Source organism: Hydrogenophaga sp. T66 (assembly GCF_057219855.1).
In genome coordinates this window covers 682,151-707,474 of record NZ_JBXVVX010000001.1, presented here as the reverse complement: position 1 = coordinate 707,474, position 25,324 = coordinate 682,151, and the positions used below count along the sequence as shown (strand labels likewise).

Sequence of the window (25,324 nt, the reverse complement as noted above, 5' to 3'; positions counted from 1 at the left end):
TTAGAAGTGGTACTTCTCGCTGCGCTGTTTGAAGGCCTGCTCCGAACCCTCCATGATGTCGAGCACAGCCTTGGTCACGTCAGTACGGTCAAGTCCACCTTGGGTCCGCTGCTTGCCTCTTCCATCCCGAGCTTCGAATGCGTAGATGAGCTCCGCATCAGCGTTCACAGGCAAGTTGGCGTTGTGCGTCGCCAGAATGAGTTGACGGGTGTTCTTCGTGAGTCGGAGCAAAGGAACCAGGTCGCTGAACAGGTAGTTCGAGTCAAGCTCGTCTTCCGGCTGGTCGATAACGATAGGGCCCGAGCCTTCCGCCAAGATGAGGCTTAGCAGTGCGGTGTTCCTCTGCCCCTCGGAGAGCACCTTTCCACCTTCGCCGCTCATTCTTCCTGCGCTGGTGCCGTCTGGTCGCTTCAGCTCAACGTCGATGAGGTCGTCAACTCGACTCAATCGAACCTTCTCCCAAACCGCTCGCACGTCGGGCGTGTCAATGTGCTTCGAAAGCTCTGACAGCAGCGGAGCGGCTGGGCTTCCCTCCGGGACAGTCTCAGGTGCCTTTAGCCATCCATGCACCACCTCCCATGGAGAGGCAAATCCTGGGGACTGCGCGAAAGTCGCAAATACAGACTTCCCAATGTCCTCCCAGCTTCTGCCCAGGCGAGTTCTGCTGTCCCTGGGCGCAAGGCGGCCCCAAGAGTCTTCGAAGGCGTTGCCATCAAGCATGAAGCTGGCAGTCACGACAGTCGTTGGGCCTTGAAGGGCCTCGCACGCCGCCTTCCGCGCCTCGTACTGCTCGCGCCAAACGGCATGAAGCTTCGCCAGAGCCCGCTCCAACTCAGCAGACTGCTGGTGCAAAGAAGAAAGTTGCTTCTGTTTGCCGTCGAGCTCGCTTTGCTTAGCGCCTCGAAGACGGTCGACCTCTTGCAACTTGCTGACGTCGCTTGGCTGGACACCCTTTTCTTCACAAGCGGCAAGAAATCGTTGCTCTGCCTCATTCAGACGCGCGCTCACCTCAGCCCACTGAGGATGGTTCTCAAGGCTTTCGCGGGACTCTTCAGCGAACCGGGTAACTGCCGCCTCTACTTCAGCAACCAGCGCGTCGCGGGCCTTCTGCAGCTTGTCACGCAGCTCCTCAAACCAGTCGTGGTGAGGCCACTCTGCTGCGGTTTCAGGGAGCTGGGGGATAGGGTCTAGGGCAGTGAGTGCAGTGCGCAGCCCCTCGGCATAACCATCGGACAACGAGGAAGCGCCGGCAATGAAACGCTTGGCATCTTGGGCCTGTCGATGCACGTTGGCTTCGGCCTGGATGTCCTTCCGTGCTTGCCATTGGCGATTGAGCTCATCAAGCTCCTGCATGGTCCGTTGAACATCCTTATCCAAGGACTCAGCTTGGCGACTCGCAGCGAAGAGCTGCTCCAATTCCCCACGGATGGCTGACTCTCGGCTGGCCAACTCGGCCAATCGTTCACCACAGGATGCGTCAATGAGGCGCAACACCTGGTTCTTCTGGCCTGGGCTGCTGAGGCGGCTCAACTCACCCTGGCTGAAAAACTGGATGCGAAGTTGGTCCAGAACCGTCCGGAGGTCGTGCACCTCGCGCTGGAGAAGTCGGTGCTCCTTCGCACCGGGCTTCAGCAGCACGGTGTCGACGACACCAGGCGCCACCTCAAACGTCACCTGCAGTTCGGCATCGTTGTTGTCCACTGTCCGGAGAATCCCTTTTAGCTTCTCCTGAAGGTCCGAGTGGACGGTTGAGGCGTAATCGGGCTGAAAGCTGAATCGCAGGTACTCGAGAAGGGAAGACTTGCCACTGCCCCGGCCGCCAATGACGCAGTTCAGGTTGGGTGAGAAGTGAACCGTCTGGTCGTCCAGGAAAGCCGCGCCCTTCACGGAAATGCTGACGAGTCGCGGATGCCGCTCCCCGTCGCTGGGACGCTCCTTCTGAAGACGGATGCGAGATTCGTGGTCTAGAAACGCCTGACGCAACGCCTCCACAGAGGGCTCAGACATCTTGACCCACGTGTAACGCATGCCAATGTAGTTATCGGCGTTCTCTTCAGGGGTCAACGCCTTGTTGTCCGAGGACATGATGCAAGCGATGGGCCTCGCACGCTTCCAGGCCGTATCGCAGTCGTCGCCCGCGCCAAAAAGCCGACGCCATCCTGCGCTCATCTCTCCGACAGGCTTTGGTACCTCGACCGCCAAGAGCTCAGGGTTCAAATACTCAGTTTGCTGAAGCCACTCGCTGAGCTTCCCGTTGTCGAACAGGCCATCATCCTTGAGTGCGTGAGGCATCACCACGATGCCCCGTTGCTTGCCGTTCGCTCCTATCTGCTGGATGCACTGCAGAACCTCCGGGAGCCGTCGTGTCGACTTCGCAAGTACCCCGCCTTGAACGCGCGGATAGGGAACACCGCACTCGGTCAGCAAGTGGTCCAACTCGTCAAGCTTTGAGTCTGGCTCGAAGATGCCGAGTACGTGAACGCCCTTTCCGACGTCGGCCTCGAACTCGAAGCCGGGGAACAGCACCATGCGATACCCGAACTCACCAGTCAGCTCATGAATCACCTCCTGCAAGAGGGGGATGAACGACTTGGACAGGAAGTTGTGGTCTGTGATGGCTATCGCCTCAAGCCCAACCTCGTAGCATCGACGGATATAGGCGATGGCAGATGCCTTTTGCTCCTCCTGCGTGGCCCCCAGAGCAGCGCCCCGCCAATGCGACGCATCTGCGGGGGTCTGCATTTGCAGGTCGCACTTGAACCATCGCATCCCTTGGTACTTAGACATTGCGGCTCTCCTTCGCAGCCAACTTCTCAGCTAGCGATAGGTGATGGTCATTGATTCGGTCGCCCTTGAAGACCTTGAACCAAGGTGCGCTCTCGACGTCCTTGCCTCGGTCCTTGTCCCAAGTGATGTTGAGCTTGGGCTTCTTGTTGTGGCGCAGCACCTCGGCGGTCATGAAGGGGCGGATGTTGAGCCGCACGCCGTCGTTGAGGTCGGGGTTCCAGCCGATGGGCTGTTCGGAGAGCTTCTTCCAGCGGACAAATATGTCGTAGGGCGGCTCGCCTTCCAGGATGAGTTCCAGCCGGCGCTTCAGGTCCTGCGCTGCGGCCAAGCGGGTGGGGGCACCATCGACGCCCGAGCGAACGCCGGCCTCCTGCTGGCGAATCCAGTCGCCCAGGTAGGTGTGGATGAGGCGCTCCAGCTTCTTGTGGTCGAGCTGGTGGTAGTTCACCAGCGCAGCGAAGCCATCCTTCAGGCCATCCCACACATGCCAGATGAAGGGGCGATGGTGGAAGCGCTTGGCGTGCTGCTCGAAGAACTTCTCGCGCAGCCAGACGTCCAGACCCTTGCCGGCGCATTCAGCATCGGCCAGAAGTTTGTCGAGCACTGCCGGCTTCCAGCTGCCGGGCTGCACGGTCTCCCAGGCGGCAATCAGCAGCTTCAGCAGCCGGTCATGCGCGGGCGCCTCGCCGCGCACCGAAGGCAGGCAGACGATGCCATCATCGTCAGTATGCTCGGCCAGCTTGTCGCCGTGGGCAATCCAGGTGCGGGCTTCGTCGGCCAGTTCCATCGCCGTGTCGGTCTCGGCCGGCCAGCGGTAGCCGGCCAAGCGGGCGACAGCGACTTGCAGCGGGTCAGTAGCCGGCTGGGGGTGGCCATGGAAAAGCCACTGCGTGAGGTCGTCGGAATGCGGTTTGGGCAAGCCGTTGGGGTAGCGCTCGGCGGCGACTTGTTGCCAGTGGGCTATGTCGAACGGCGTATTCTCGAAGTACCGCACGTCCACACTAAGCTTTTGGTTAACTCCTCGTACCGATGGCGCGAACTCACTTGATGAGCAGAAAGCCCACAACGCCGCGTGGTCCTCCGCTCGCTTGGGAAGCATCACGCAGATTATGTTTTCGTACAGCTCCCCCTTGTACAGGGTAGCAAAGAGGCCTCCCGTATAAGAAAGTGCAGTTCCACTCTTGCCCCAGGCATCCCTGCCCGCAATCGTTGCACCACCCCCACCAGTCAAACCTGCCAGAGCTCCTTTCCCCTGCTCCCAAAACAGAACAAGCTCTCTGCCGCCGTACTCAATCGCCGCACCGGTCGTAGACTGCTGATACGACCAAGCACTTGAAAGAGAAACCTCCCAAAAACACTTGCGGAATCTATGTGAATCACTCGTAGTAATCCCGCCTCTAACGACTGCATAGTCGCCGATTCGTCTTCTACCGGACAGGTCTTCCAAGCCAATTGCGTGAGCGGGATTGGCCAACTGCACCGACTGGGCTACCGCTATAACGTCCAACTTTCGCAGCGAGTCGCTCTTTTCGTTAGCCGATGCGCAGTCTGCGACGTCAATCCCTGTAATTCTGTGTCCATGTGCCGGCTTTGACGAAACCAAAGTCAATAGCTGCACATTAAAGTCCCACATGGGCGTCTGAAAACCCTTGGCGCCGAGCAAGGCCAGCATTCCAAAAGTGCGCTCTTCAAGTAGTGACTTTCTCTGGTGCTTATAGCCAGCCAGAAAGAGCCAGTTCTGCGGCATCACGATTTGCACCACGCCCGAACCCTGGTCACGGCTCAACTCTAAGCAGCGCTCTAGGAAGACATTGGCTAGGTCATTCTTCGCTGCGGGGTAATGGGCTTCGCAGTAGTCCTTCAACGCATCCAGCTGCTTGCCGCGCGCCAAATAGGGCACGTTGGTCACCACCAGGTGGTAACGCCTATCTAGCAGTCGGGCGGCATCCAGCAGGCCCTTGGCCGTGAGCGCTAGGTCCCAACTGTCGTCTTGCAACTCGCTCCCCTGCCCCCACAGCGTCGCCGGGCGCTCAGTGGCCAGCGCACGCCCCAGCAAGTCGCGCAGCGTGTCGAAGCTCGACGTGGCAAGGTCGTTCTTCAGGCTGCGCGCCGGGTCCAGCAAGCTGCCCAGCAGCGGCGCCTGCGCGAAGCTGGCGTGCAGCAGGCGCAGTTCCTGTCGCAGGTAGGCGGCGTTGGCGGCATCGTCCGGCACCAGGGCCATCCAATCCTCGGGCTTAGCCGCCACCTTCAGGCCACAGCAGGCCACCTGCGGTGCGGGCATGTCGGCGCGCACGCCCAGCGGGTCGCCGTTCTCGTCTGGGAAGCGCCAGGCCGCCAGGGCCAGCGCGAAGACGGCGATTTCCACGCAGCGGGCGTCCAGTTCCAGGCCGTGCAAGTTGTCGGCGAGCACGGCGTCCACCGCGTCCATCGCACTCAGGCCCTCGGCCGCCATGCGCATGGGCACCAGCAGCAGGAAGGCCGCCACCAGGAAGTGGCCCGAGCCGCAGCAGGGGTCCAGCAGCTTGAACTCGTCCAGCCGGTTGGGCCAGCCCTCGAAGTTGCCGGCCGCCGGCGTGCCGTCTTCCAGCGTGCGCAGGTAGGCCAGTGGCACGGGGCAAGGCTTGCCCGGGTGGCGCGTCACCCACCACGCGCCCAACGAGTTGTGGAGCAGGAAATCCACCATGTAGGGCTCGGTGAAGAGCTGGGTGACGGCGGGCAGCTCGTCGGCGCCAATCTTCACCTCCGAGGCGTTGACCTCGTCCTTGCGTTTGGCCTGCCAGAACTGGTAGACCCAGCCGAGGCTGTCGCTGGCCTTGAACACCTCAGTCGGCAGCCCCGCCAGCAGCCGCTCCATCTCACGCTGGTGCTCCGGCGCAAAGGCCAGCTCGAACACCGGGCTCTGCGGTTTGAACACCTGGGGCAGCATGCGAGCGGCCAGCTTGCCGGCCAGTTCCCACTGGGTCTTGGAGGCGAGCTTCTCGCCCTCCAACATGGCCTGTTCGTGGTCGACCAGGTTCTGGCAGTCTTCCAGCGACACCGGGGCGCCCAGCTCCCACATCAACAGCCCGTTCTCGGCCAGGAAGCGGGCGAACAGCATGCGGTGCCAGTGCTCGTAGGCCACCTCCCACACTAGGTGCTGCAGTCCCTGGGTGTCGTCCTTGGACTTCACGTCGCCCAGCGCGCGGCCGTGGGCGCGCAGGCGGCGGCGCAGGGCTTTGAGGTCGTCGCTCAGGTAGTCCGGAGCTTTCGCCTCGCTCACGGCCAGCTGCCGAAGCGCGGCCAGCGCAGCCTTCTCGGCCACATCGCGGGCGGACTTGACGGTGTTCTCGAGCTGGCTGCGCAGGGGCTTGGCCAGGGGCTGGTTGCTGATGCTTGCGGTCGGCATGGTGTTCTTTGTCTTCCCTGAATGGGGTAACGCAGGTAACGGCTGTAGTTCCCCGGTCTCCCCTTTGGACGTCTTGGGTCGTTACAGCGCCACGGGCCCCTTCTGGAGCTTGGCGCTGAGCAGGGCCTCCACCTCGGCCAACCAGGCCTTCAGTTCGGCTTCGTCGTTCAGCGTGCGCTTGGGCAACGAGACATGCACTACGTTGGGCTTGAGCAGCTGTACTGCAGCGTGCCGCGCGGCCTCGAACCGGCTCGGCAAGGCCTGGGTCTTGGAGACCCAGTGGTCCAGGTCGCAGTCGTCCAAGGCGTCCTGCAGCTGCTCAGGCGTGCCGGTGGCCACGGCGGGTGGCGGCGTCAGGTGGTGCTTGGCCGTCAGTTCATCGCGCTGGGTGTTGCCGAGCTTGTTCCAGTCGGCGTCTTGCTGCAGCAGGGCCTGCTGCTGGGCAAAACCTTGCTCGAAGGCGTCCAGCTTGGCCTTCAAGGCCTGGCGCAGCAGGTCGACCGTCTCGTCCAACAAGGGGCGAACAGGGTCTGGGTCCGCCAGCAGGCTGCGCTGGGCCTCGATGGCATCGGCCTCGGCCTTCAGCTTGGCGTAGGGGCCGAGGGCCTTCGCGTGGCGGAGCAGGTCACCCAGCTTATGCCAGGCGGGCATGCGCTTCGCAATCTCGACCGCGGTCTTGGTCCAGCCTTGCGACAGGGACAGCACCTCGTCGTGCCGGGTGAACAGTTCCAGCAGCTGTGCGTTGCCGCTCTGCGCCTCGATGGCTTCGATGACGGTGAGCTTCGGCGTCTCGGGCGCAGGGGCCGGGCCGCCGGCCTTGGACGCTTGCTCGCGCAGCTTGGCCAGCAGGGCTGGCATCCGGTTGAGCTCTTCCTTGGGCTGGCAGGGCACGCCAACGGCGTCGAACAGCTTGCGAATCTTGATGAGCTGAATCGGCGTGATGTTGATGCTCTCGCGCCGGAAGCTGGTCTGCGTGAGCTTGGCGCGGTCCAGGCTCTTGGCGTCGACAGGCTTGGACGCTGCATCGGTGGCGTTGACATGACCGGACGCCAGCAGTGCGTAGAGCGCGCCGTCGATGGCGTCACGCGGCCAGCCGTACGGCGGTGCCTCGAAGTTTTCGCGAATCTCCGAGCCCTTCTTGCCTGGGCCAATGAAGCCCAGCAACTTCTGGCAGACCGGGTGCTTGTCGGCTTCCTGCGCGTGGCCAACGGCCTTGAGGGCCTCCAGGTTGCCCTTGCGGGCTTCGTCCAGGACCTTGCCCCACTGTTCGTGGTCGGCCGCATCGAACTGGCTGTAGAGGCGGATGGCCGAAGACTTGGCCGCGCGGTTGATGCGGTCGGCCAGGTCGTTGCCGTCGGTGGCCTCCTGACCGCCGGCCTGAAACACGCGGACGCCAGCCATGAGCTTGTCCACCAGCTCTGCCAGCTCCTTCTCGGCGTTGCGCTGGCGGCTCTCCATCGAGCGCTGCGCGTCGCGGCCCTCTTCGGTGGACGGGTTGCCCTTCTTCTGCAGCGTGGTGCGTGCGGCCTCCAGCGCGACGATGGCGTTCGTCAGCTCCGTCTTGTGCTGGGCCGGCAGGAAGGCGAAGAGCGTGGGGTTGTCAGAGCTCTTGGCCTTGGACTCGGCAATGACTGACTTCTCTTCGGTCTGCCAGCCGTCCTGAATCCACAGGTACAGGCTCTTGTCGTTGTCCTTGGGCAGGGTGTCGTCATAGGTCGGACTGAGCGTGCGCACCTCGTTGCCCTTGCCCTGGGTGACGCGCACTTTCTTCAGCACCTCGGCAAAGCGGGTCTTGAGTAGGTCGGCACGCTTCTGCTCCACGCGCTGTGGCGCGGCCTTGAGCTCGGCCTCCTGGGCACGGAACTCGTCGTACCAGGCGCTGGACTCGCGGGTCTGCAGCCGGTACTCGGTGCCGTTGCCACCGGCCAGGGCCATGACCAAACGGTCTTTGTTCTGCAGCTCTTCCAGCAGGGCCGGCAGCGACTTGCGCAGCTCCGACGAGCCCGCGGACAGGTCGGTGACCAGCAGGTCGGCCAGAGCCTCTTCGGTGGCCTTCAGGCCCAGGTCCATCGCCGCATCGGCCGGCAGCTTGTTGATGAGGTAGATGAGCTTGAGCAGCTTGGCCTTCAGCTGGGCGTTCGCATCCCCAGCAGCGAAGCGCTGGACGTTCTCGAATACCTCTTTGGGCAGCTGCGCGGTGGAGACCAGGTTGGCGGCAATCTGGTCGTAGAGGAAGTCGCCCGAGACCACGTGCCCCAGCGGGGCCTCAGCGGTGGCCAGCACGGCCTCGTGCACCACGCGCAACTGGCTGCGCAGCTGCGAGACCGTGCCGGTGGTGTCGATGGTGCGGAGAACGCGTTCCCAGAAGCGGCGGCGTACCGGCAGCAGCGGGTAGTCGGACGTCATGACGCTCTCGTCGTCGGTGACGTGCTCGAGCTTTGTGCCGCGCAGGTGGCGGGAGATTTCGCCGAGGTTGTTGCGCCAGACCTTCTCGACCTCGGGCTGCACCGAGGGCTTCTTGGCCAGAATGATTTGGCGGGTGACGTTCTCGACGTCCCAGTCACCGAGCATCACTTGGACAGGGAAGCGCCCCATCAGTCGCTGCAGATTGACCATGCTCGACAATGCTGACTGGCCAGTGGCAACGAACAACAATTTTCCATTGAAGTGCTTGCTGAGGGTCTCAGTAACCTCCTGGACTTGAAACGCCTTTTCCACATCGTTGCCGACGAACTGCTGAACCTCGTCCAGCGCCACCAACGTCAACGGGAACTTGCCTTCCACCATCAACGCGTCGCCGATGGCGGTGGTCATTTGCTCGCTGCTGATGTCGGTGACCTGTGGAAACTGCTCCTTGAGCAGCCTTCGGGCGTCTGCTTCGGTGTGCGCCAAGTTAGGGCGCACCTTCAGCAGAGCCTTGGCCAGGTGGCCCGAGACGTACATGTGAGGCAGCTCTTGGGCGAGCGAGCGGCCAACGGCCTTTAGCTCCGCTTCGACGGCGTCTAGGATGCCTTCGCGCTTCATCCACATGACGAGCTGCGCCTGGTTGTACTGCTCGGGCAGGCCCTTGGACTTGAACACGATGCCCACCAGTGCGAGCCGTACTTTGTCGCCGGCGCCGGCACCCAGCTTCCCGGCTGCGGCGTGCAGACCACCGTGACGCTTGCCCTGGGTGGAGAGCTCCTTCAGGTGCTCGAACACCTCCGTGGGAAGCTTGGCGATGCTGCGGGCGGTGGCGCCGTCGGCGAACGGATAGTCGGTCCACAGCGTACGCAACATCTTGGCCAGGTGCGACTTGCCGCTGCCGTAGAAGCCGGAAATCCACACACCCGGCTGCTCGGTCTTGGAGTCGAGGTTGAGCAGGAACTTGTCGAGGATGGTCTCTAGCCCCTTCTCGTACTGACCGTCGCAGACGAAGGTCTCGAGCTCGTAGCGAAGGATGGCCTGCGCAGCTTCGGAGTGGTCTTCGGAGACCTCGGCCACACCGTTGTTGACGAGGCGGTTCTCCTTCGGGGGCTTGTTGTAAATGTCCCTGTTGAGCATGGTGGTCCTTGCTTTGGTTCTTCAGGTGGTGCGATGCGTCATTCCTGGGCGAGCAGTGGCACGGCGAGGTAGTTCCAGCCGTCGCGCGCATCCAGAAGGCGGTAGGTGTGGTTCTCTGGGTGGTGTTCGCCCGGGAAGAAGACCAGGAGCCGGCCTTGGACGCTTTCCTTGATTCCTTCTACGACCGAGGACACGCGCGCGAGACCGAACAACGTGCCTACCCCTAAGAGGGCGACCACCGTGTCAGGTCCGGCCTCCTCGGAGATTCTTGCCCTGAGCTTCGCCGTCAAGTCTGCGACGAACTCAGTGAGTTCTCCAGCCTGGTACCCGGCCATGTCCTCGGGCAACTCGAAGTAGGCATCGCGGTATTCCTGCGCGCCCATCCACTCCGGGAAGGCGCTGGTTATGTCCAGTAGCAGCCACTGCTTGCCGGCTTGCTGGGTGGCGAGTTCGAACTCACCAACGTTGGCTCGCAGACGGAGCTCGTCTGCCTTGTCGTAGACCGCAAAGATGACTCGCTGGATGGCGGCGAGACCAGCTTGCCATGGCACTGACAAGTGCTCTCGGTAAACGGCAACCAGTTTGGCGACCTTAGACGACATGTGCGACCTCCTGACGAATGCGCTCCTCTTCCGGCGAGAGGTACCCTGGAAAGCGGACCTCCTTGACGCCGCCCGCGTTCATGAACACGAGCAGACCCCGATGCGAAGCGGAATCTGCAAGCGCTTCTAGCTCGTCTGGTGAGCAACCCAACAACCTGGTCCACTCTGACGAGAAGAGTCGTTGTCCAGTACGACCTCCGAGGTAGCCAAGAAAGAGCATCAGGGCCACAGATTCGGGGTGTGCCGGTGGAAGGGAGCGGGTCTTATTTCGGTGGCCGGACAGCAGCCCTGCCGCCGTCCAAGTGCCGGCGACGTTCTGCGCAAATGACTTGAGCGACGCAGGGCTGAAACGGTCTGGGTAGGCCTGCACCAGGAATCGCTCGACCGCCTCCCGGGAGACCGCTGCGCCGATGGGCTGGCCGAGAATGAAGTCCTGGGTCGCGCGCAGCAGTGGGTCGCGCGCCAGTGCCGCTGCCAGGGCCAGCATAGGCTGGGCGGCTTCGCTCAGTGGCCAGAGACGGCGCAGTGCCCGAAAAATGGGGTTAGCCGAATCCAGGCTGTAGAGCGCACTCATGTAGCGCAGCGTCAATTCCCGCGCCTTGCGGGTCGGCTTGCCCAGGACGTTGTTATCCACGATGGCCGTCGCGTAGTCAGCACGGCTGCTCTGGGGTTCGGTATGGCCCAGCAGCATGCGCATTTCGTCCAGCATCATCGTACGCGCTGCGTGAGGGCCATTTACGCCGGCTCGAAAGCCCAATTGGGCCAGGAGTGCCTGGGTTTGCTCAGTCACGCGCCGCTTCCCCGTTGAGGGGCGTGTGGAAGAGCTTCATCTGGAACGCCTTCCAAAGGGTATCCCTGAGTACGGCAATAGGCCACCACCATGACCTCCAGCATGTTCGCGAGGCTGCGCATCTCGCGCTCAGCCGCCACCTGCAGCGCCGCCTTTATGTGCGGCTCCACCCGAACGCTGACCACCTCTGACTTGACACTGGCCATTCCTGGCTCCTGTAAGTAAAACGCCACTCAGTCGCTAGCTTAATGCAAGTAGTGGTCGATTTTGTCCGCCCTCCTCTGACATGGCGCCTAAGCCGCACCTCCACTCCTTGAGCTACTCAGCCAGGGAAGAAGCTGTCGCTGGGCAAGTTGGAGAAATGTGTGAGGCCGAACGGACCCAGGAAGTCCTCACCACGAGTCGGCGTCATGCACGTGCCGATGCAGAGGCAGAAAGGGGCCGTGCGCAAGGCCCCGCCCTGCCGTGTAGCGGGGTACCTAGTTAAGAACTTGTACAAGACTCGTCATATCGCAGCGAAAGCTTATCCACTCAGGCGTTCTTCCAAAAGGGCTGCTCGGCATACGACGCGCTCTGAACCTTGAAATGACCTCCCCTCGTCACTTCGCGAGCTGGCTTTACAGGCGAGACTTTTCGCGTGGAAGGCACAGCACGCGTACCGCGTTCAGCCATATGCGCAACCAAAGGCTTGGCGCGGATGCGCACCACATTCGCCACGGAGTTGCCCAGCGAGACGTCCCACTGCGTGAGATTCCCTACCGCGCGCAACGCCGCCTTGACGTCGGCAATGCGCCGACGGTGCGTACTCGCGGGTACGCGAATGCCTTGGCTGGGCCAAAGACGGTCCACGAGCGTCGCGTACCCAATCGACATCGTTTTGCCCTGACCAAGGCAGGTCGAGAGAAACGCATGGACCAGCATCGCGGTCTGCGAGTCGAGTTGCAGGCGCTCGGAGAGCAGAACCTGGGCGTACCCGGGACTCAGCAGTGCCAACGCTAGCCGGTGGTTCAAGGCCACATGAACTTTCTGGTCGTCCCCCACCAACCAGCTAACCAGACGGCCTGAACGGACCGTCCTGGCCGACTCTGACTTCTCCCAAACTGTCACTTCGCACAATCGCGCCAGAGATGCGCGTCGGCTTTCCGTAACAGCGCCCCCAACGCTGGTCGAACCACACCTGCGATGGAGCTCACTCCAACTACAGCTGAGCATGAGGGTCGATGGTGCGTCTGGCGTAGGGGTCGGTGAATCCTCGTGCAACGAAGCCCAAAGCTGCGAACCGATTTCCGTCCTGTCGGTCCGGTCGAGGCGGTGCTCGATGGGCCTTCGCCGATGCTGCTCTTCCGCAAGCTCAAGAAGCACGAGCAGCAGGGTCTGCTCGGGAGCGCCGAGCGCTTCCCGCGCACTGAAGCGAAGGGTGAGGTCCTCACCGTACTGGTACGTCTCGTTGAGAGTCGGGCGTGCTGCACGGCTCTTCGCCAAGGGACGGAAGAGCTGACACAGTCCAACTAGTGGAGAAAGTCGAACCACCCGTGGGTGCGTTGTCTCCGGTGTCACCGCTATTGCCAAGGACTGCCGCTTCATGACCGGCCCTCCGCCAACGTGAGTACGCCGTGCGGACCTCGTCGCGCCAATAGGGTTCCTGGGTTTCCAACGTAGTTCGATTTCGGGACGTCGAGGAGAACGATTTCATGCAGCTCGTCAGCCAGTATTCGGTGCTGCTTCGCTGTTTCGCGGGTAGGGCGGCTCAAGTTCATTTGCCAGCGAACTGCATTTGTGAGCGCAGTGGACCCGCGCCCAGCATCGGCAGAGCCCCCAAATCCGTGCACAGCCGCAGCACGGCTGGAGTGATGCACAAGTAACCATGCGGCTCCGGTCGACACCGCGTAGCTCGCGATATGACGAGCCAGCGCCTTCATAGCGGTCGAGTCGTTTTCGTCCGCGTTGTGAAAGTCGCGTACAGGGTCAAGGATGACGAGCCTGGCCCCCATGCAAGCCTCCCGCAGTTGCTCACCATCTGGCGTCCTATCCAAGTTGTCCCCGAGCAGATTCACCTGGTCTCCACCAGCGAGTGCGTGGATAACGAGGTTGCGCTCGAGAAGCTCCGCGGCGGTATCAGGGTCGATGCCACTAGCTGCGAGCTGAACGCTTGCGATGGCATGCAATCGATGCCAGACGACCTCAGCTGACTCCTCGGCAAGGACCAAAACAACACGCTGCGCCTTTCCACCCTCAGAAACAGACCCACCCACGAGGCCGCCCAGCAGGGGTGTACCGGTGGCCATTGCGATGCCAACTTGTAGGGCGAGCATGGTCTTGCTGACGGCGCCTGGGCCAACCAGCAGCCCGACAGACTTCGCCAACAGGCCTGGAAGAACGTGGTCAAGCGCAGGGGGCGGGTTGCGCAGCATGAATTTAATGTTCAACGGCCTGCTGAAGGGATTCTTCTTCGCTTGCTTAGCCATGTTGAACACCCTCCACGCGTCGTGCCAACCACGCATGTACGTCTTCTGCACGCCACCGGAGAAGGCGGGTGCCGGGAATGACGAGCCGCGGAGGTACAGCAGCTGGGTTGCGATGCAAGTCTTTTCGGATGGTCTCCGGGCTGCGCGCAAGAAGGGTTGCAACGTCCCTGAGCTTGAGCACAGGATTCGTATCGGACATTGAATACTCCACGCCGGTCAACGGAGCACGTGACGACCGGTAGCGCCTGCTCGTGCTCGCTAGCGCCACGAAACGGCACCAGCTGACATGTAAAGCGGACGCTTTTTATCCCTCGCATACGGTCATAATCCCGCTGGTGGTGCTTCGCTGGATGGCGGCACACTCGCACCATGCAGAGAAGCCACCAGCCAAAAAAAGGGCGAGCCGAACGCTCGCCCTTTTCAATCAGGTCTTCTCATCCTCCTCAGACCTCAGTGACTGATATCCCTGTGTCCGATAACAGAGCCCGCCTCCGACTCATTGTGCAGAACTGCAGCGCGCTGCAGCCACCGGACAGCTTCAGGGACCTCTCGCAAAGCGAAGAGGTCTTGGCAGCTGACCTCGGAGTACAGGATGACGAGCGCACGTCGGGCCTCGTAGCTCAGCGAATCCAGGCTCTCGGGGAGAGCCGTCATTACGACCGGGTCCGACCGCAGCCGTTGAAATGCCCTTTCGACAAGTTCTTCTTCTGAAACGTTCGGCCAGGCGAAGTCCGACATGCGAATCAGCCCAGACACCAGCTTCACGACGACGGCGGGAACCATCAGGTAGCTTGCGCACGCTGCTGCAAAATCGTGGCTGATGTGATTCACTTGGCGCAAGCCGTTGCGCAGTTGGTGGAGATATCCCACCGTTACGCCAAGTTGACGGGCCAGTTCCTGTTGATGGTGCCCACGCGCCAACGCCTCATCGAGGAGCCAGCCCATCAGCGGTCCGCCTGGCGCGCTGTAGAGGCGGCGTACTCGCGCTTCACGCGTTTCGACGCTGCCCAAGGTATCGGCAACGGGGTTGATGGCTTTGAGCTGTTTCGAGTTGAGGGTCTGATGCATGGTTGATGTCCTTTGGAACACGAAAGTCGTGCCCTTCGTATAGCAACCACCTTTCCAACACGCCCGGGCTGGTTCAGGCCTTGCGCCTCGACGCGAAACCTGTGTTCTGAAGGGCTCTCAGCAAGCTGTTTTCGCCTCCGTCAACTGCCGCGAGAATGTCAGTCCAGCGCCGGAACACGGGTGTCTTTCGGAATCCGCTCGCCGGAGCGCGGCCGTATCGTCCGCGCTGAACCGCCGCTGTGGCGGCCTGAATCGCTTTCACGGCCTCCTGCAGCGGGTCTGACGCCGAGCCCTGATGAGTCGACGGACCAGGCTCTACGGTTCTGACTTTCTTCAGTGCTGCGAGCACGCGCTCGGTACGTTCAGCAGAAACAGCGGCTGTCTGGCTGTGCACTGCCGCCTCCTCGACGAGACTGAGCGCTTCTGTGAGACGCCACAGGGGGTCTACTTGGTGCTGCATGGCCTGCTGTCTGGCTGCCTCTTTCGACAACGTGGCCGGCACGATGATGCGACGCTCTACCATTGCGCATTCACTCGGCGTCAGCAGCAGGGCGAGCTCATTCGGTAGTGACGTGGCGTCTGCCTCGATGCTGCCGACGAATGTCTGGTGGGTGTAACCGTGCGGGACATCCGGACCCTTGGGGACCCAGTGGCTGCGGTACAGAGAAATGCGGTTGCCGCGGCGTTTGAAATGCATGTGTGCTCCAGAAGAAGTTGATGGAGACACGTATAGGTATCTATTTATCCACAGCGGCGCGACACGGTGGTGCCCGAGCGTAGGCAGCGTGATGCTTGCGCGCTGACCCCTGGAAAACAAGTTCTTGAGGGCACCCTCACCATCGAGGTGAGCGATTTCATGGAGGACCTGCCTGGTGGGCACCAAGCGCCATCCCCTCGATTGGCCAGCGGGCGGACGGGCCGGCGTCCAGCCGTCGCCCTGGATGAGTCATCAGACGCGTGCAAGGGAGGCACCTTTTTCGCGGCGGAACGTTTTTGGGAGACGAGCTGCTCGCGACCGGGACCGGCCAGGCGGTGCGAACCGCCGCCGTCCCAGCGCATGCCGACCTCGGGAGCCCAAGGCGCGAAGCGTCGTCGCCTGCGGCCGGGGTCCCCAGTCACGACCGATGGACATCTGCTTTGTCGTGGCTGGGGCAAGCCGTGGGAGAACGGCAGGCCGAAGAACAGTTGCGCAAGCCGTCCCAGGGTGCACAGCGGCTTCGAGAAAACATTCCGGGACGGCGGCGGTTCGCACCGGCGCAGCCGGTCCGGAAGCACAGCGACCTTGAGGGACGTCGCGACGAAAACGCGACAGACGTGTGCCCCTGGCACACGAGGCCGACAGAGGGGAAAACACAGCTGCCCCATTCCCTCTGGCAGCCGTGCTGGAGAACATCGCCGGTGCCCCGAAAGAGCGCGTTGGCGTGGTGCGCCGGTTACTGACGCTGGGTAGCGCCGCCCTCTAGGAGGTCGCTACACGGGATATGGCGACGCCACCACCTCGAGGGTCGAGGACCGGGTCGAGCGGCCGCTGGTACGTCCCCTGGAGAACTGGTTACATGCCGCAAGAACACAGGATGCCGCGCCGCGCATCACAGCCCCACAAACGCCCGACCACTGCAGTACACGAGCTTGCGCCAAGTAGTGCCGTGAGCCATGCCCCTGTGACGCCTGAGCAGGCATCACCAAGGCACACGAGGGTGCGTCCACCGTCCCGAGGACTTACCTCAGCTGTTCACAGCAGCGCGCTGCAGGAGCACATCCGCGTGGTGGCACTGAGGCTGGCGAATCGCTTCAAGGTCGTTCGAACAATTGATGTTGCTGTGGGGTGCTTTGCCGAGCGCCCGTTCAAGGCCGCGCTGACGGCTGCCCAGCGCGCCATGCGCGGGATGGTCAAGGATGATTTGCTTCGCCGTTACAGGACTGACCGATTTCAGACGGTCTACGGCCTGACCGGTAAGGGCGCGGATTGGCTGGTCAACCGTGGGGTAGACGCCTCGTCATCTGTGCGCCGAGTCTCCGACATGAGCAATCCGGAGCATCGCCTATGGGCCCAGTTCCTGACGCTGTGCTGCGAAGCGCGGGGACTTCGGGCGCATACGGAGCAAGAACTGATGGTCCTGCTTGCGAAGGATGGGGGGGCAAACAATGACACATCGCATGGACTCTTGAACGTTCTCGTCACGATGAATCGAGGTTCAAGACGGACTGAACTGCGCCCCGACGCGGTTGCCATCGAGTCGGACGGTGTGACGTGGCTCGAAGTGGACCGCAGCGCCAGAGGTGCTGACCGCGCAGCCTCGCTCAAAGCTCTTGCGCTCTCGGTGGGCCGAACTACCCGACTCGGCGTGCCGCTGCGCCGAGTCGTGGTGCTAACGCGCACGCCGCGCATCCATAACCGGGTGCGCGCGACGCTTGACGCTCTGGTGCAAGAGTCGGCGGCGTTCTCGCTAACCGAGGGACGGAGGGTTCTTGTTCCAGGCTTCGGCGGCGCTTACACAGTGATTCGAACGCGCGAGGAGGTCATGCCGGATGGCAGGACGCGGCTCGTGGACGAAGCCGCCGGATACGTGCTGGTCCAGGCTCTCCCGGTCTGGCTCCCCAAGGTCAGGCTCGATGGGCGCGATGGGCACGCCTGTGATGGCTGGTTCGACGAGAACTACCTTCCCTACCAGCGCACTCCCCCGATGGAGCCCTGGTGTGCGCCCGAGTCGCCGCTACGGTTACTCGCCGCAAAAAATAGCGGCTAAACAGGGTGTCGCTACACGTTGTGCGCACTGTCGCGCATAAGGACATCCATGAAAGAGAAACACAATGAACAAGAGGTCAGGGACACGAGCGATACGGCGACCAGCTCGGTTGCAGAAGCAGGTTTTCGCTCGCCTCAGGCCCTGACTGAAGCATTCATCCGGCTTGGATTGAGAGTCCCGCCGGAAGTACAGGGACACTGGGTTCTGTGCGGCGAGATGCCTGCGGCGATGTACGACGCGTCCTTCGGTCCCGACGCACCAGCGCCGCTGGTCCATGTCGCGTACTGCAGAACACCGGGCGGTGGAACGTACCTCGTCATCACGCACCAAGCCATGTGTCGGCAGCACCGATTCCTGATTCCTCTCTGGGATGCAGAGGTGCTCAGTGCCGTGAAAGTCATGCGTGAAGGTCGTATGAGGGTCGTGCTGATGAAGTCGCACGGACCTGATGCCGCGGTTTACGCATTGAACTTCGGCCTACAAGCACTGGATGCGGCGGTCGTCAAAACCGCGCCAACCGACCCCGCCGTCCTCGAGAAGCTGCTACTGGAGCTGCCAGAGGTCGTGGCATCGGTCCGCGAACTTGACGCCATTCCCGGCAACGTCGACATGGAGGAAGTCAGCGAGGTTGCGGTGTCCGTTGTCCCACCGATACATGCGACGTTGCGTTTCATCGAATCGGCGCCACAGGGAACGTGGCACTGAATGCCAGGCCGCTGCTATACGAAGTTCCAGGGCATTGTCCCTGCCATCAGTCAAGGAAAGAAGAGATGCAGATTTTTGGAAATGTGGCCACGGAGCCGGAGATGAAAACGTCCAAGACCACGGGGCGCAAGTTCTCTGAATTCAGGGTCGCCGAGAGCATGCGGGGTGTGGACACTCAGCCCACCTGGTACACGGTGCGCCTCATGAAGGAGGAGAAGCCCCACCTCAACAAGGGCGACTTCGTCAAGGTGACAGGCAAGTTGAAGGCGGATTTCTACCTGTCGCGAGACGGTAAGCCGACGGGCACGTTGCTCGTCATCGCCTTCGAGGCAGCAAAGATATCCAAGCCGGTGGCACAACCCGCAGCGGCTGTCGAGTAGCCCGTTCAGCAACGGGATGATGGTTGATTTGCTCCCCCTGTGAACCAGGGGGAGTTTTTCTGCGTGCTCCAGAGTTGGTCACGTGGCGCAGCCGCCGGGCATGTCCCAGCGGTACATCTCCCAAACGAATCCTGAACGGACTCTGCGTTTTCGGCGCCGAAAGTCTCTCCCGTCAGTTGCAGCTTCTTTCTGCCGCTCGCTACGGCACAATCCGGCTCGCGACATACAGGCCACCATGTAGACCACAACTGAACCCCGATTGCAGCCAGACCACACACCACAGGTGCGTCCGTCAATGGCTGAACAATCTGGAGTTCAGCATACATGTTCGTTACCCTCGCGCGGCCGTGACAGCCGAGCCTTCGCCGTCGGTTAGGTCCGTAGCCGACGTCCTCCCCACTCCGAGAGCAAGCACGGCTATACAAAGGCCCCTGGTGCTCTGGGTGTCACCTGCACTGTCTATTCAGGACGGGAGATTGGTCGGCGTCAGACGTGCCGGACCAGTCGTTCAGGTGGCGCTCATCAGGTCCGGTGAGCTAAGGCGCGCGATGCTGTTGTTGTATACAAGCGGCTACACCGTTGCGGGCTGTGCCTGCTCTGTTTGAGGCTCCGACTTTTGCGGTACCGGCTGCACAAGATTCATGCCCAGCCTAACAGCATGCGCAATCCTCACCATGGCTGCGATGTCACCCGAGCCCTTGAGCAACTCTGGCGACATACCCTGCGCCTTGAGGATTCGCTTTTCCTCGCTGAAGCCAGAAAACAAACAGACCAAGTCCCCACTTGGCATCGCGCAAGTTACACAGTACGACCACCCTCGGTCGGTGCGCCGATGATGATTGGATTCGCCTTCGAAGAGCACGTCTCCCGCTTGCAGCCCTTCGTCGCCCCGGTGCAAGTAGCTCCCAGGGATGTCGTTGGCGCCCTCAACATCACAAGGCAACGGGAGCGGGTCGCCCGCTCGAGAAATCTTTGCCCAGTACCTGCAGCGCGAATCATGAGGACGAATTTCAACGGAATGAGATTGCATTTGGTTTCCAGAGGTTCGACTGCAGCACCTCGCTGCGGTCGGCAGGACAGCGCCTGCCTCTGGGTATGCGGACTTGGTTTTATATTTGTCGACACCTTCCCCGAGGATGCAGCATTGAGCCCTTCACATGCAGCCCCTCATCCGGCGACCTGTAGCCGGTGAACTCCGTTACACCAAGTACCTGAACACGATGACTGTTGAGACGCCATGGCAGAAGGCTGCGGCTGCAGGAGGTACTACGAGCTCAGAGCGGCTGCTTGCACTGCTTGCCAAACGAGCGTTTCTTTCCCTGTGGAGCTACCCGAATGTCTACACGGACGAAGGCCGGAAATCAGGAAAGGGGGATGGCAAGGAACTGTGCGACCTTCTTGTGGTGTTCGGGGACTACGTCCTGCTCTTCTCTGACAAGGACTGCCACTTTCAGACTCAGGTCGATGTCAATGTTGCCTGGCCTCGCTGGTATAGAGCGGCGGTCGCAAGGTCAGCAAGACAGCTTTCAGGCGCCGAGAAGTTCCTAAAGGCATACCCTCAGCGGGTATTCACTGACAAACAGTGCGAGCACCCGCTTCCTGTCCCACTTCCACCTCACCAGTCCGCAAAGTACTTCCTCATAGCCGTTACCCGCGGCTCTCACTTTGCCGCTCGCGAGTACTTCGGCAGGCGCAGCTCAGGCACTCTGATGCTCGATACCAGCATTGAAGGTGAATCGCACCTCGACAAGCCGTTTCGTATCGGATTTCCTCTGCCGATGCGCAGGTTCGTGCACGTCATCGACGAGCTCGCCATTGACTTGCTGCTAGACGAGCTCGACACCGTGGCGGACTTTGTCTGTTACCTGGAGCACAAGGAGCGACTTCTTCAACCGCCTGGTGACGTTGTGATGGTGCCTGGGGAAGAGGAGCTGCTAGCTCGATACATGGCCACGCCCCCTGTGGATGGAACACCGTTTCCAAAGCGGCCGAACAATGGCTCATGCATCGCGTTCCCCGAGGGAGACTGGCACACCTACATTGACAGCCCTCAACGGGCTGCCAAGAAGGAGGCTGACCAAGTTAGCTACACATGGGACGCTCTCATCGAACATCAGAGCAACTTCATCCGGTCTGGAGAGGCTATCTCCTATCCGGACACTCAAATGCCCGGCCCTCACCACGAACGCATTGTTCGAGCGCTCGCAGCGCAATCGCGGGTGGAAAGAAGAATGCTTTCGAAGGACCTAATTCACGCGCTGAGAACCAGCGTCCCAGGAGAAGTCTTCGCCCGGGTGAAGGCGACGGGGTCGCCTCCTACCCGAGCGTTTGTTTTCGTGACTGCGGCCAAGCCAGCAGACATCTCGTACGAAGAATACCGAGCAACACGAGCCGAGACACTAGCCGTCTACTGTCACGCGGTCAAAGATGGGCTCCCGACCCTTCAGGAGGCCATCGGGATTGCAAGCGAGCCCTTTAGCGAGGACGCGTCATCACAGGACTTCATCCACGCGGACCTTGCAGGAATGTCGCCCACAGAAATCGCTCACTGGCGCAAGCGCGCAGACGAAATCGGGATTCTCAGGGGCGACTCTCAAGTGAGGCTTAGCAGGAGTTCGGAACGTCAGTTCCCCGCACCGTTCAGCTTCTCAAGTCCAGGACCCATCCATCTCGGCGCCGATGGCATGCCACTCAATCGGGCGGAAAGACGTAAGCAGCAAAGGGCGGCACGACGCGACCTAAAGAAGCGACGTTGAAGCTCGCTTGGCAGGATTGACGAGAGCTTCCTGGACTCTTATTTTTTTGGCCTCCCTCAATTTGATTGAGGCCGACAAGTGAACTCGACGGGACTTCGCTAAGGCAGATTCGCCGGTGGAACAAGCGCACGCCCAGAGCCGGGACCCCGGTCGCTTGTCATAGAAGGCGCGCCTGCTCCCTCACCTGTCAGAGGCCAATAGCAGGTTGTGACCCAGGTACTGCCTTTGGGAGAAATGAAGCCATAGCGCTCTCGGATGTACTTCTGTCCTTCGTGGGACATGGTTCTGTAGGAACGGTAGGCGTGCGCCCCAGTCGTCAGGTAAGCATTCAGGTTGTATAGGTATGCCCTACTGGCATTCTCCGAGTTGTTTTCCGAGTACTCCCGAAAAGCTACGTACGTGGTGTACACGCCCCCTACCATGACCCCCGTCGTTACAGCAAGGCCACCGAATCCCATCACTGCTGGAATAGAGAAAATTGTCCGTGACCCGATGAATCTTTTCACAAGATAGGGAGTGGCCAAATCCTTGGCCATCTGCATAGCAACGTTGTTGTCCGCCCCAACCGCGAGCAGTTGAGCCCCCAAATAGCGATTGTATGCGGCTATCTGCTCATCAGACAGCGGCACCATTTGAACGCCTTCTTTCAACGAGCCATATCCTGCAGAAATGTTATGGCGAGAAACTCTCCAGTATGAGAGCTTCAGGCCTGGAATGCCCTTGAAGAAGTGTTGTGGCATCCAGGTGGATGAACTCAGGTAGTCAATGCAGTTGGGTTGCGTTTTCGTGAAATTAGGGCGAGACGAAAAATTATCCCAATCTGCTTTGGGCAGCATTCCCCACTCGCTAGCCTCAACCTCGAGTAGCGCGGCTCGTTGCGCTTCAGTGATAACCGGCACCACAAGCGCGGCCCATAGCCCCGAGCTACTGAAAGCGGTAATAAGCGTCAACAGGAGCTTGGGCACAGACATATGACCTTGCTTTGCTAAAGCTTCCAGCAATCGAATTTCCCACCCAGTATGTTGCTTCTACATTTTCCCCCTTTTGGTGCAGCAGGCGGGGGGCTGACAATAATCCTTTTGTCAGAGATTTCGATAGTGGAACGGGCAAGAAAGTCTTCTAGAGCGCGGTCAGTAACACATAAGGCGTCGTGCTTGAGGTCTTCGCAGAAGAACCTTTTCCATGGCAGTAAGCGAGTGTTCATCGCAGCATTGATGACTTTTCGTCGGGCCCTCTCTTTTGCAGCAGCAATTACCTCTTTCGTAGCACCATTTGCAACAGTAAAATCGGCTTTGACGAAGTAATCAGATTCAGCCGTTTGGGGCGGTGGGATTTGTGAGAGAAACCAATAAAAGCGTAAAAAGAAGGAAGCCGGCAGCGTATTATGGGTCGAGACGTCGTCAATGGAGTCTCGAACGCGCCGCACGTTCTCCTTAAACGCCTCGAAACTATCTTTTTGTCTCTTCAGCTCTTCCTCCGCCAGTACGAAGACCTCTGCTTGAATAGTCGATAGTGCAGAGGCCTCAGCCTCGAGCCTCTTCTCCGCCTCGGTTAAGTTGGCAGTCGTCGCAGCAGGGCCTTTGGCCTCTCTCGGCCATACCGGAGATTTCTCAATTTGTGCCGCTTTGGCCTTATCCAGCAAAGACTTCGAAAAGTCAATCGAATCAGGCGCATTCGGGACTTGCTCAGTTGCCAGCGCTTTTACTAATGCTTCTCGGAGCGACGTCTTGTCCTTGCCGGCTTTAACAACACTATTGATTTCATCTTCAAATTTCTTAGACGTTTTATCAAGCTCCTCGGGTAGACCAACAAAGGAGTCCATCAGCAAGCAGTCGCTCTTGCGTTGCGCACAACTATCCAGTGCGTGCTCGAGAACTGCCAAGTCGAACTGAATCATGTCCTTGAGTTCGACTAATTTTTCACGTCCACCATATGCCTCCATCATCATGGGGCTGACATAAAATTTTGTCTCGTCGCTGAATACTCGACGGTTATCTTCCACTATGTTGTCAACCAAGCTGTAAATGTCCTTGAGCGCCAAGTAGTAGGTTCCCACTGTCATCAAGCGTAGTGGCGTAGCTAACTTCCCCTTGATAGAGTCGTCTAGGTTTTCGTACGGCATCACCATCACGCGATAGGCAGTCGGATTCGACAGCAAGGTAGTGGCGTCGGGCGCTAGGCTAGCGACGTCCAACGTCTTGTCTGAAATCTTTTTCGGCAAGTGTGGATACCCCCCTTCTTGAAAGGTCCGATAGCCGATACTTGCGTTGCTCACGGCTTTGGTGTTGTTCGTAGTGAGCTTTACGCTTCCACTCGCGCCGTAGCCCGACCCACTAATGGCCGATGCCATAGCCTCCCGCTCTTCGGCCTTTGAGGAGGCCATTGACAGAATGATGTCGATTTTTGAGCCACGATGAATGGACAAAACAAAGCCTTGACCGCACTCGCTTGCAAATTGGCGGTACTTGCGAGCGTTCAATAAACCCTGCGCGTGTGGGGTGAATCGAATCGACTTAGTCAGCTCGACTATTCGGCTAGTGGATTCGGCCGGGAGAGCCGCCGGTGTCCGGGGTTCGGACTCCTTATTCGGCTGAAACTCCTTTGCCACGCGTAACGGCTCCAGCACAACTCTGTCGTACACGCCTGGAGCAACTGCGAATGTGCTCCCATTCTCGGCTTCAAAGGTGAAAGAGTAGTTCAAGGCGTCGACATTCAATGCCCTTGAGGACTGCCGAGAGGTCGACGCCGAGCCACTACCAGCAGCACCGCTGTAAGACGCGCGCACAGCTAGCGAGCGCTCTGCCAACGTGCTCACGCTACTTTGGACGTGCTTGATGTCGGTACGAAATGAGGTGGTCTCCAATGGCACTGCCACGACGTCCACGCAAGTGGCGCTTGTGCCGCCCTCGTTATAGGTGTCCCAACCTTGACCGATGGTGACCCCTGCCTTTGGGTATTGATATGTGGCAGGCGGGAGCAACTGCAAGCCCTCCTTGGCTTTGTCAAGCGCCGCCTGCTGCTCTTTCGTTCGCGTCGTAAGCGAGCGCGTTTCGGTGTTCGGGGTCGCAGTCGTGGGCGGAGCGGTGTCGTTGAGACTCTGACTCTCGTCTCCTTTTCCGCAGGACGCGGTCAAGCAGGACATAACGATGAGAACCAGTGGAAAGCAAACACGATTCATAGCCGCTCCCTTAGCCTCTAAAGCTCGTTCGTAGCCTAAGCAGGCGCAAATCGACAGAACTTAGTAGTTTCCCCAGTACATACCAAAATTAGGTATTCCTTGAGTCGACCCGATGCTGCGGATAAATCAGTCGTTCCTGGCGAGGGGGGTATGCCGCTGCCCAGGCTAAGGACTCGTGGTGCCCGCGCTGGTTTCAGCATGAAGGATGGGGCCGCTGACGAATCTTTGCGTAGTCATACGAGGGCGCGATACACTACTGTGCACCGGCGGTGATGCACACGACTGGTACACAAATCTGCCATTCAGCTTCGTAAGTTGTTGATTTTTAACGTGGTTGATGGAGGCCAAGAGAACCTCCTCGTCTCCACCACCCCTCTCCGAAGCCCCGCCACGCGCGGGGCTTTTTTGTGGCCGGCGCGGCGCCGGTTGACCGCGTTGGCCTGGCGCCCCAACATCGCCGTATGTCCTCAAGCCGCCGCCCTCTTCCCTCTCGACTGGCCGCGATCGCGCTGCTGGCGCTGCTCCTGGCCGGCTGCGCACCGCTGGCATCGGCGCCTCCCGCCCGCGCCGCGGGCGAAGCCACCGGCTTGCGCACCGTGCTTTACCGATGCGACGACGGCGAGCGCATCGAGGTGCGCTTCTTTGCGCTGCAGGGTGTGGCCGTGCTGGTGCGCGACGGGCGCACGCTGGAGCTGCAGCAGGTGCCCGCGGGCAGCGGCTTCGCCTACGAAGGCGCCGCGGTGCGGCTGCAAGGCCAGGGTGAGGCGCTGACGCTCAGCACGCCCGTGATACCGTCACTGGCCTGTCGGGTCCTGCGCTGACAGCGCATGGCTTGCTATCCTGTGGCGTTTCAGTGGCCAATCCGTGGCTGATCAGTGGCTTATCAGTGGCTTATCAGTGGCATTTGCAGGAGCAGTT

The 25,324-nt window shown here is 60.6% G+C and carries 17 protein-coding genes; 5 read left to right on the top strand and 12 right to left on the bottom strand.

All coding sequences use genetic code 11. From position 1 onward, the window contains the following. The 10 genes from AC2D80_RS03340 to AC2D80_RS03295 all read right to left on the bottom strand — a co-directional run bounded on the left by AC2D80_RS03340 (position 1) and on the right by AC2D80_RS03295 (position 15,337). Positions 1 to 2,787, bottom strand: a complete 2,787-nt coding sequence (locus tag AC2D80_RS03340) for a TrlF family AAA-like ATPase (RefSeq protein ID WP_484631557.1) — start codon at positions 2,785 to 2,787, stop codon at positions 1 to 3. Continuing rightward, the gene (locus tag AC2D80_RS03335) at positions 2,780 to 6,172 is read right to left on the bottom strand and encodes an Eco57I restriction-modification methylase domain-containing protein (RefSeq protein ID WP_484631556.1); all 3,393 of its coding nucleotides are present in this window, start codon (positions 6,170 to 6,172) and stop codon (positions 2,780 to 2,782) included. Before AC2D80_RS03335 ends, AC2D80_RS03340 begins: the two co-directional genes overlap by 8 nt. Positions 6,173 to 6,253: 81 nt before the next feature. Beyond that, positions 6,254 to 9,715, bottom strand: coding sequence for a BREX system P-loop protein BrxC (gene brxC, locus AC2D80_RS03330; protein WP_484631555.1), 3,462 nt, complete (start codon positions 9,713 to 9,715; stop codon positions 6,254 to 6,256). Between the two features lie 38 nt (positions 9,716 to 9,753). Further along, positions 9,754 to 10,317 carry a BREX protein BrxB domain-containing protein gene (locus tag AC2D80_RS03325; RefSeq protein ID WP_484631554.1) on the bottom strand — a complete coding sequence of 188 codons (564 nt, stop codon included), beginning with the start codon at positions 10,315 to 10,317 and terminating at the stop codon, positions 9,754 to 9,756. Further along, positions 10,307 to 11,029, bottom strand: a complete 723-nt coding sequence (locus AC2D80_RS03320; RefSeq protein ID WP_484631553.1) for a hypothetical protein — start codon at positions 11,027 to 11,029, stop codon at positions 10,307 to 10,309. The genes AC2D80_RS03325 and AC2D80_RS03320 overlap by 11 nt, the downstream gene beginning before the upstream one ends. Positions 11,030 to 11,103: 74 nt before the next feature. Continuing rightward, positions 11,104 to 11,313 carry a hypothetical protein gene (locus tag AC2D80_RS03315; RefSeq protein ID WP_484631552.1) on the bottom strand — a complete coding sequence of 70 codons (210 nt, stop codon included), beginning with the start codon at positions 11,311 to 11,313 and terminating at the stop codon, positions 11,104 to 11,106. 325 nt (positions 11,314 to 11,638) lie between these two features. Continuing rightward, on the bottom strand, positions 11,639 to 12,691 hold the full coding sequence (repC, locus tag AC2D80_RS03310) for a replication protein C, IncQ-type (protein WP_484631551.1): 1,053 nt from the start codon (positions 12,689 to 12,691) through the stop codon (positions 11,639 to 11,641). Then, positions 12,688 to 13,608 (bottom strand): AAA family ATPase, encoded by a 921-nt coding sequence (locus tag AC2D80_RS03305; protein WP_484631550.1) that lies wholly within the window; start codon positions 13,606 to 13,608, stop codon positions 12,688 to 12,690. The genes repC and AC2D80_RS03305 overlap by 4 nt, the downstream gene beginning before the upstream one ends. A 414-nt stretch (positions 13,609 to 14,022) precedes the next feature. Beyond that, a complete protein-coding gene (locus AC2D80_RS03300) occupies positions 14,023 to 14,640 on the bottom strand; it encodes a hypothetical protein (RefSeq protein WP_484631549.1) in 618 nt (205 codons plus the stop codon). A 73-nt stretch (positions 14,641 to 14,713) separates the two neighbouring features. Next, complete coding sequence (locus AC2D80_RS03295) at positions 14,714 to 15,337, bottom strand: hypothetical protein (RefSeq protein ID WP_484631548.1); 624 nt, start codon at positions 15,335 to 15,337, stop codon at positions 14,714 to 14,716. Between the two features lie 1,069 nt (positions 15,338 to 16,406). Between AC2D80_RS03295 and AC2D80_RS03290 the strand changes: the two genes are divergently transcribed. From AC2D80_RS03290 to AC2D80_RS03275, 4 genes are all read left to right on the top strand, one after another. Next, a complete protein-coding gene (locus AC2D80_RS03290; protein ID WP_484631547.1) occupies positions 16,407 to 17,387 on the top strand; it encodes a hypothetical protein in 981 nt (326 codons plus the stop codon). Positions 17,388 to 17,435: 48 nt separating this feature from the next. Further along, positions 17,436 to 18,092: a hypothetical protein gene (locus tag AC2D80_RS03285; RefSeq protein WP_484631546.1), complete on the top strand. Its 657-nt coding sequence runs from the start codon at positions 17,436 to 17,438 to the stop codon at positions 18,090 to 18,092. 65 nt (positions 18,093 to 18,157) lie between these two features. Next, on the top strand, positions 18,158 to 18,472 hold the full coding sequence (locus tag AC2D80_RS03280) for a single-stranded DNA-binding protein (protein ID WP_484631545.1): 315 nt from the start codon (positions 18,158 to 18,160) through the stop codon (positions 18,470 to 18,472). Positions 18,473 to 19,629: 1,157 nt separating this feature from the next. Beyond that, positions 19,630 to 21,228 carry a hypothetical protein gene (locus AC2D80_RS03275; protein ID WP_484631544.1) on the top strand — a complete coding sequence of 533 codons (1,599 nt, stop codon included), beginning with the start codon at positions 19,630 to 19,632 and terminating at the stop codon, positions 21,226 to 21,228. A 98-nt stretch (positions 21,229 to 21,326) separates the two neighbouring features. On the opposite strand, the gene AC2D80_RS03270 is transcribed toward AC2D80_RS03275, so the two are convergent. Further along, positions 21,327 to 22,199 carry a hypothetical protein gene (locus AC2D80_RS03270; RefSeq protein ID WP_484631543.1) on the bottom strand — a complete coding sequence of 291 codons (873 nt, stop codon included), beginning with the start codon at positions 22,197 to 22,199 and terminating at the stop codon, positions 21,327 to 21,329. 14 nt (positions 22,200 to 22,213) lie between these two features. Beyond that, on the bottom strand, positions 22,214 to 24,370 hold the full coding sequence (locus tag AC2D80_RS03265) for a hypothetical protein (protein WP_484631542.1): 2,157 nt from the start codon (positions 24,368 to 24,370) through the stop codon (positions 22,214 to 22,216). Positions 24,371 to 24,867: 497 nt separating this feature from the next. On the opposite strand from AC2D80_RS03265, the gene AC2D80_RS03260 reads away from it, so the two are divergent. Beyond that, positions 24,868 to 25,227, top strand: coding sequence for an MliC family protein (locus tag AC2D80_RS03260; protein ID WP_484631541.1), 360 nt, complete (start codon positions 24,868 to 24,870; stop codon positions 25,225 to 25,227). Positions 25,228 to 25,324: the final 97 nt, after the last annotated feature.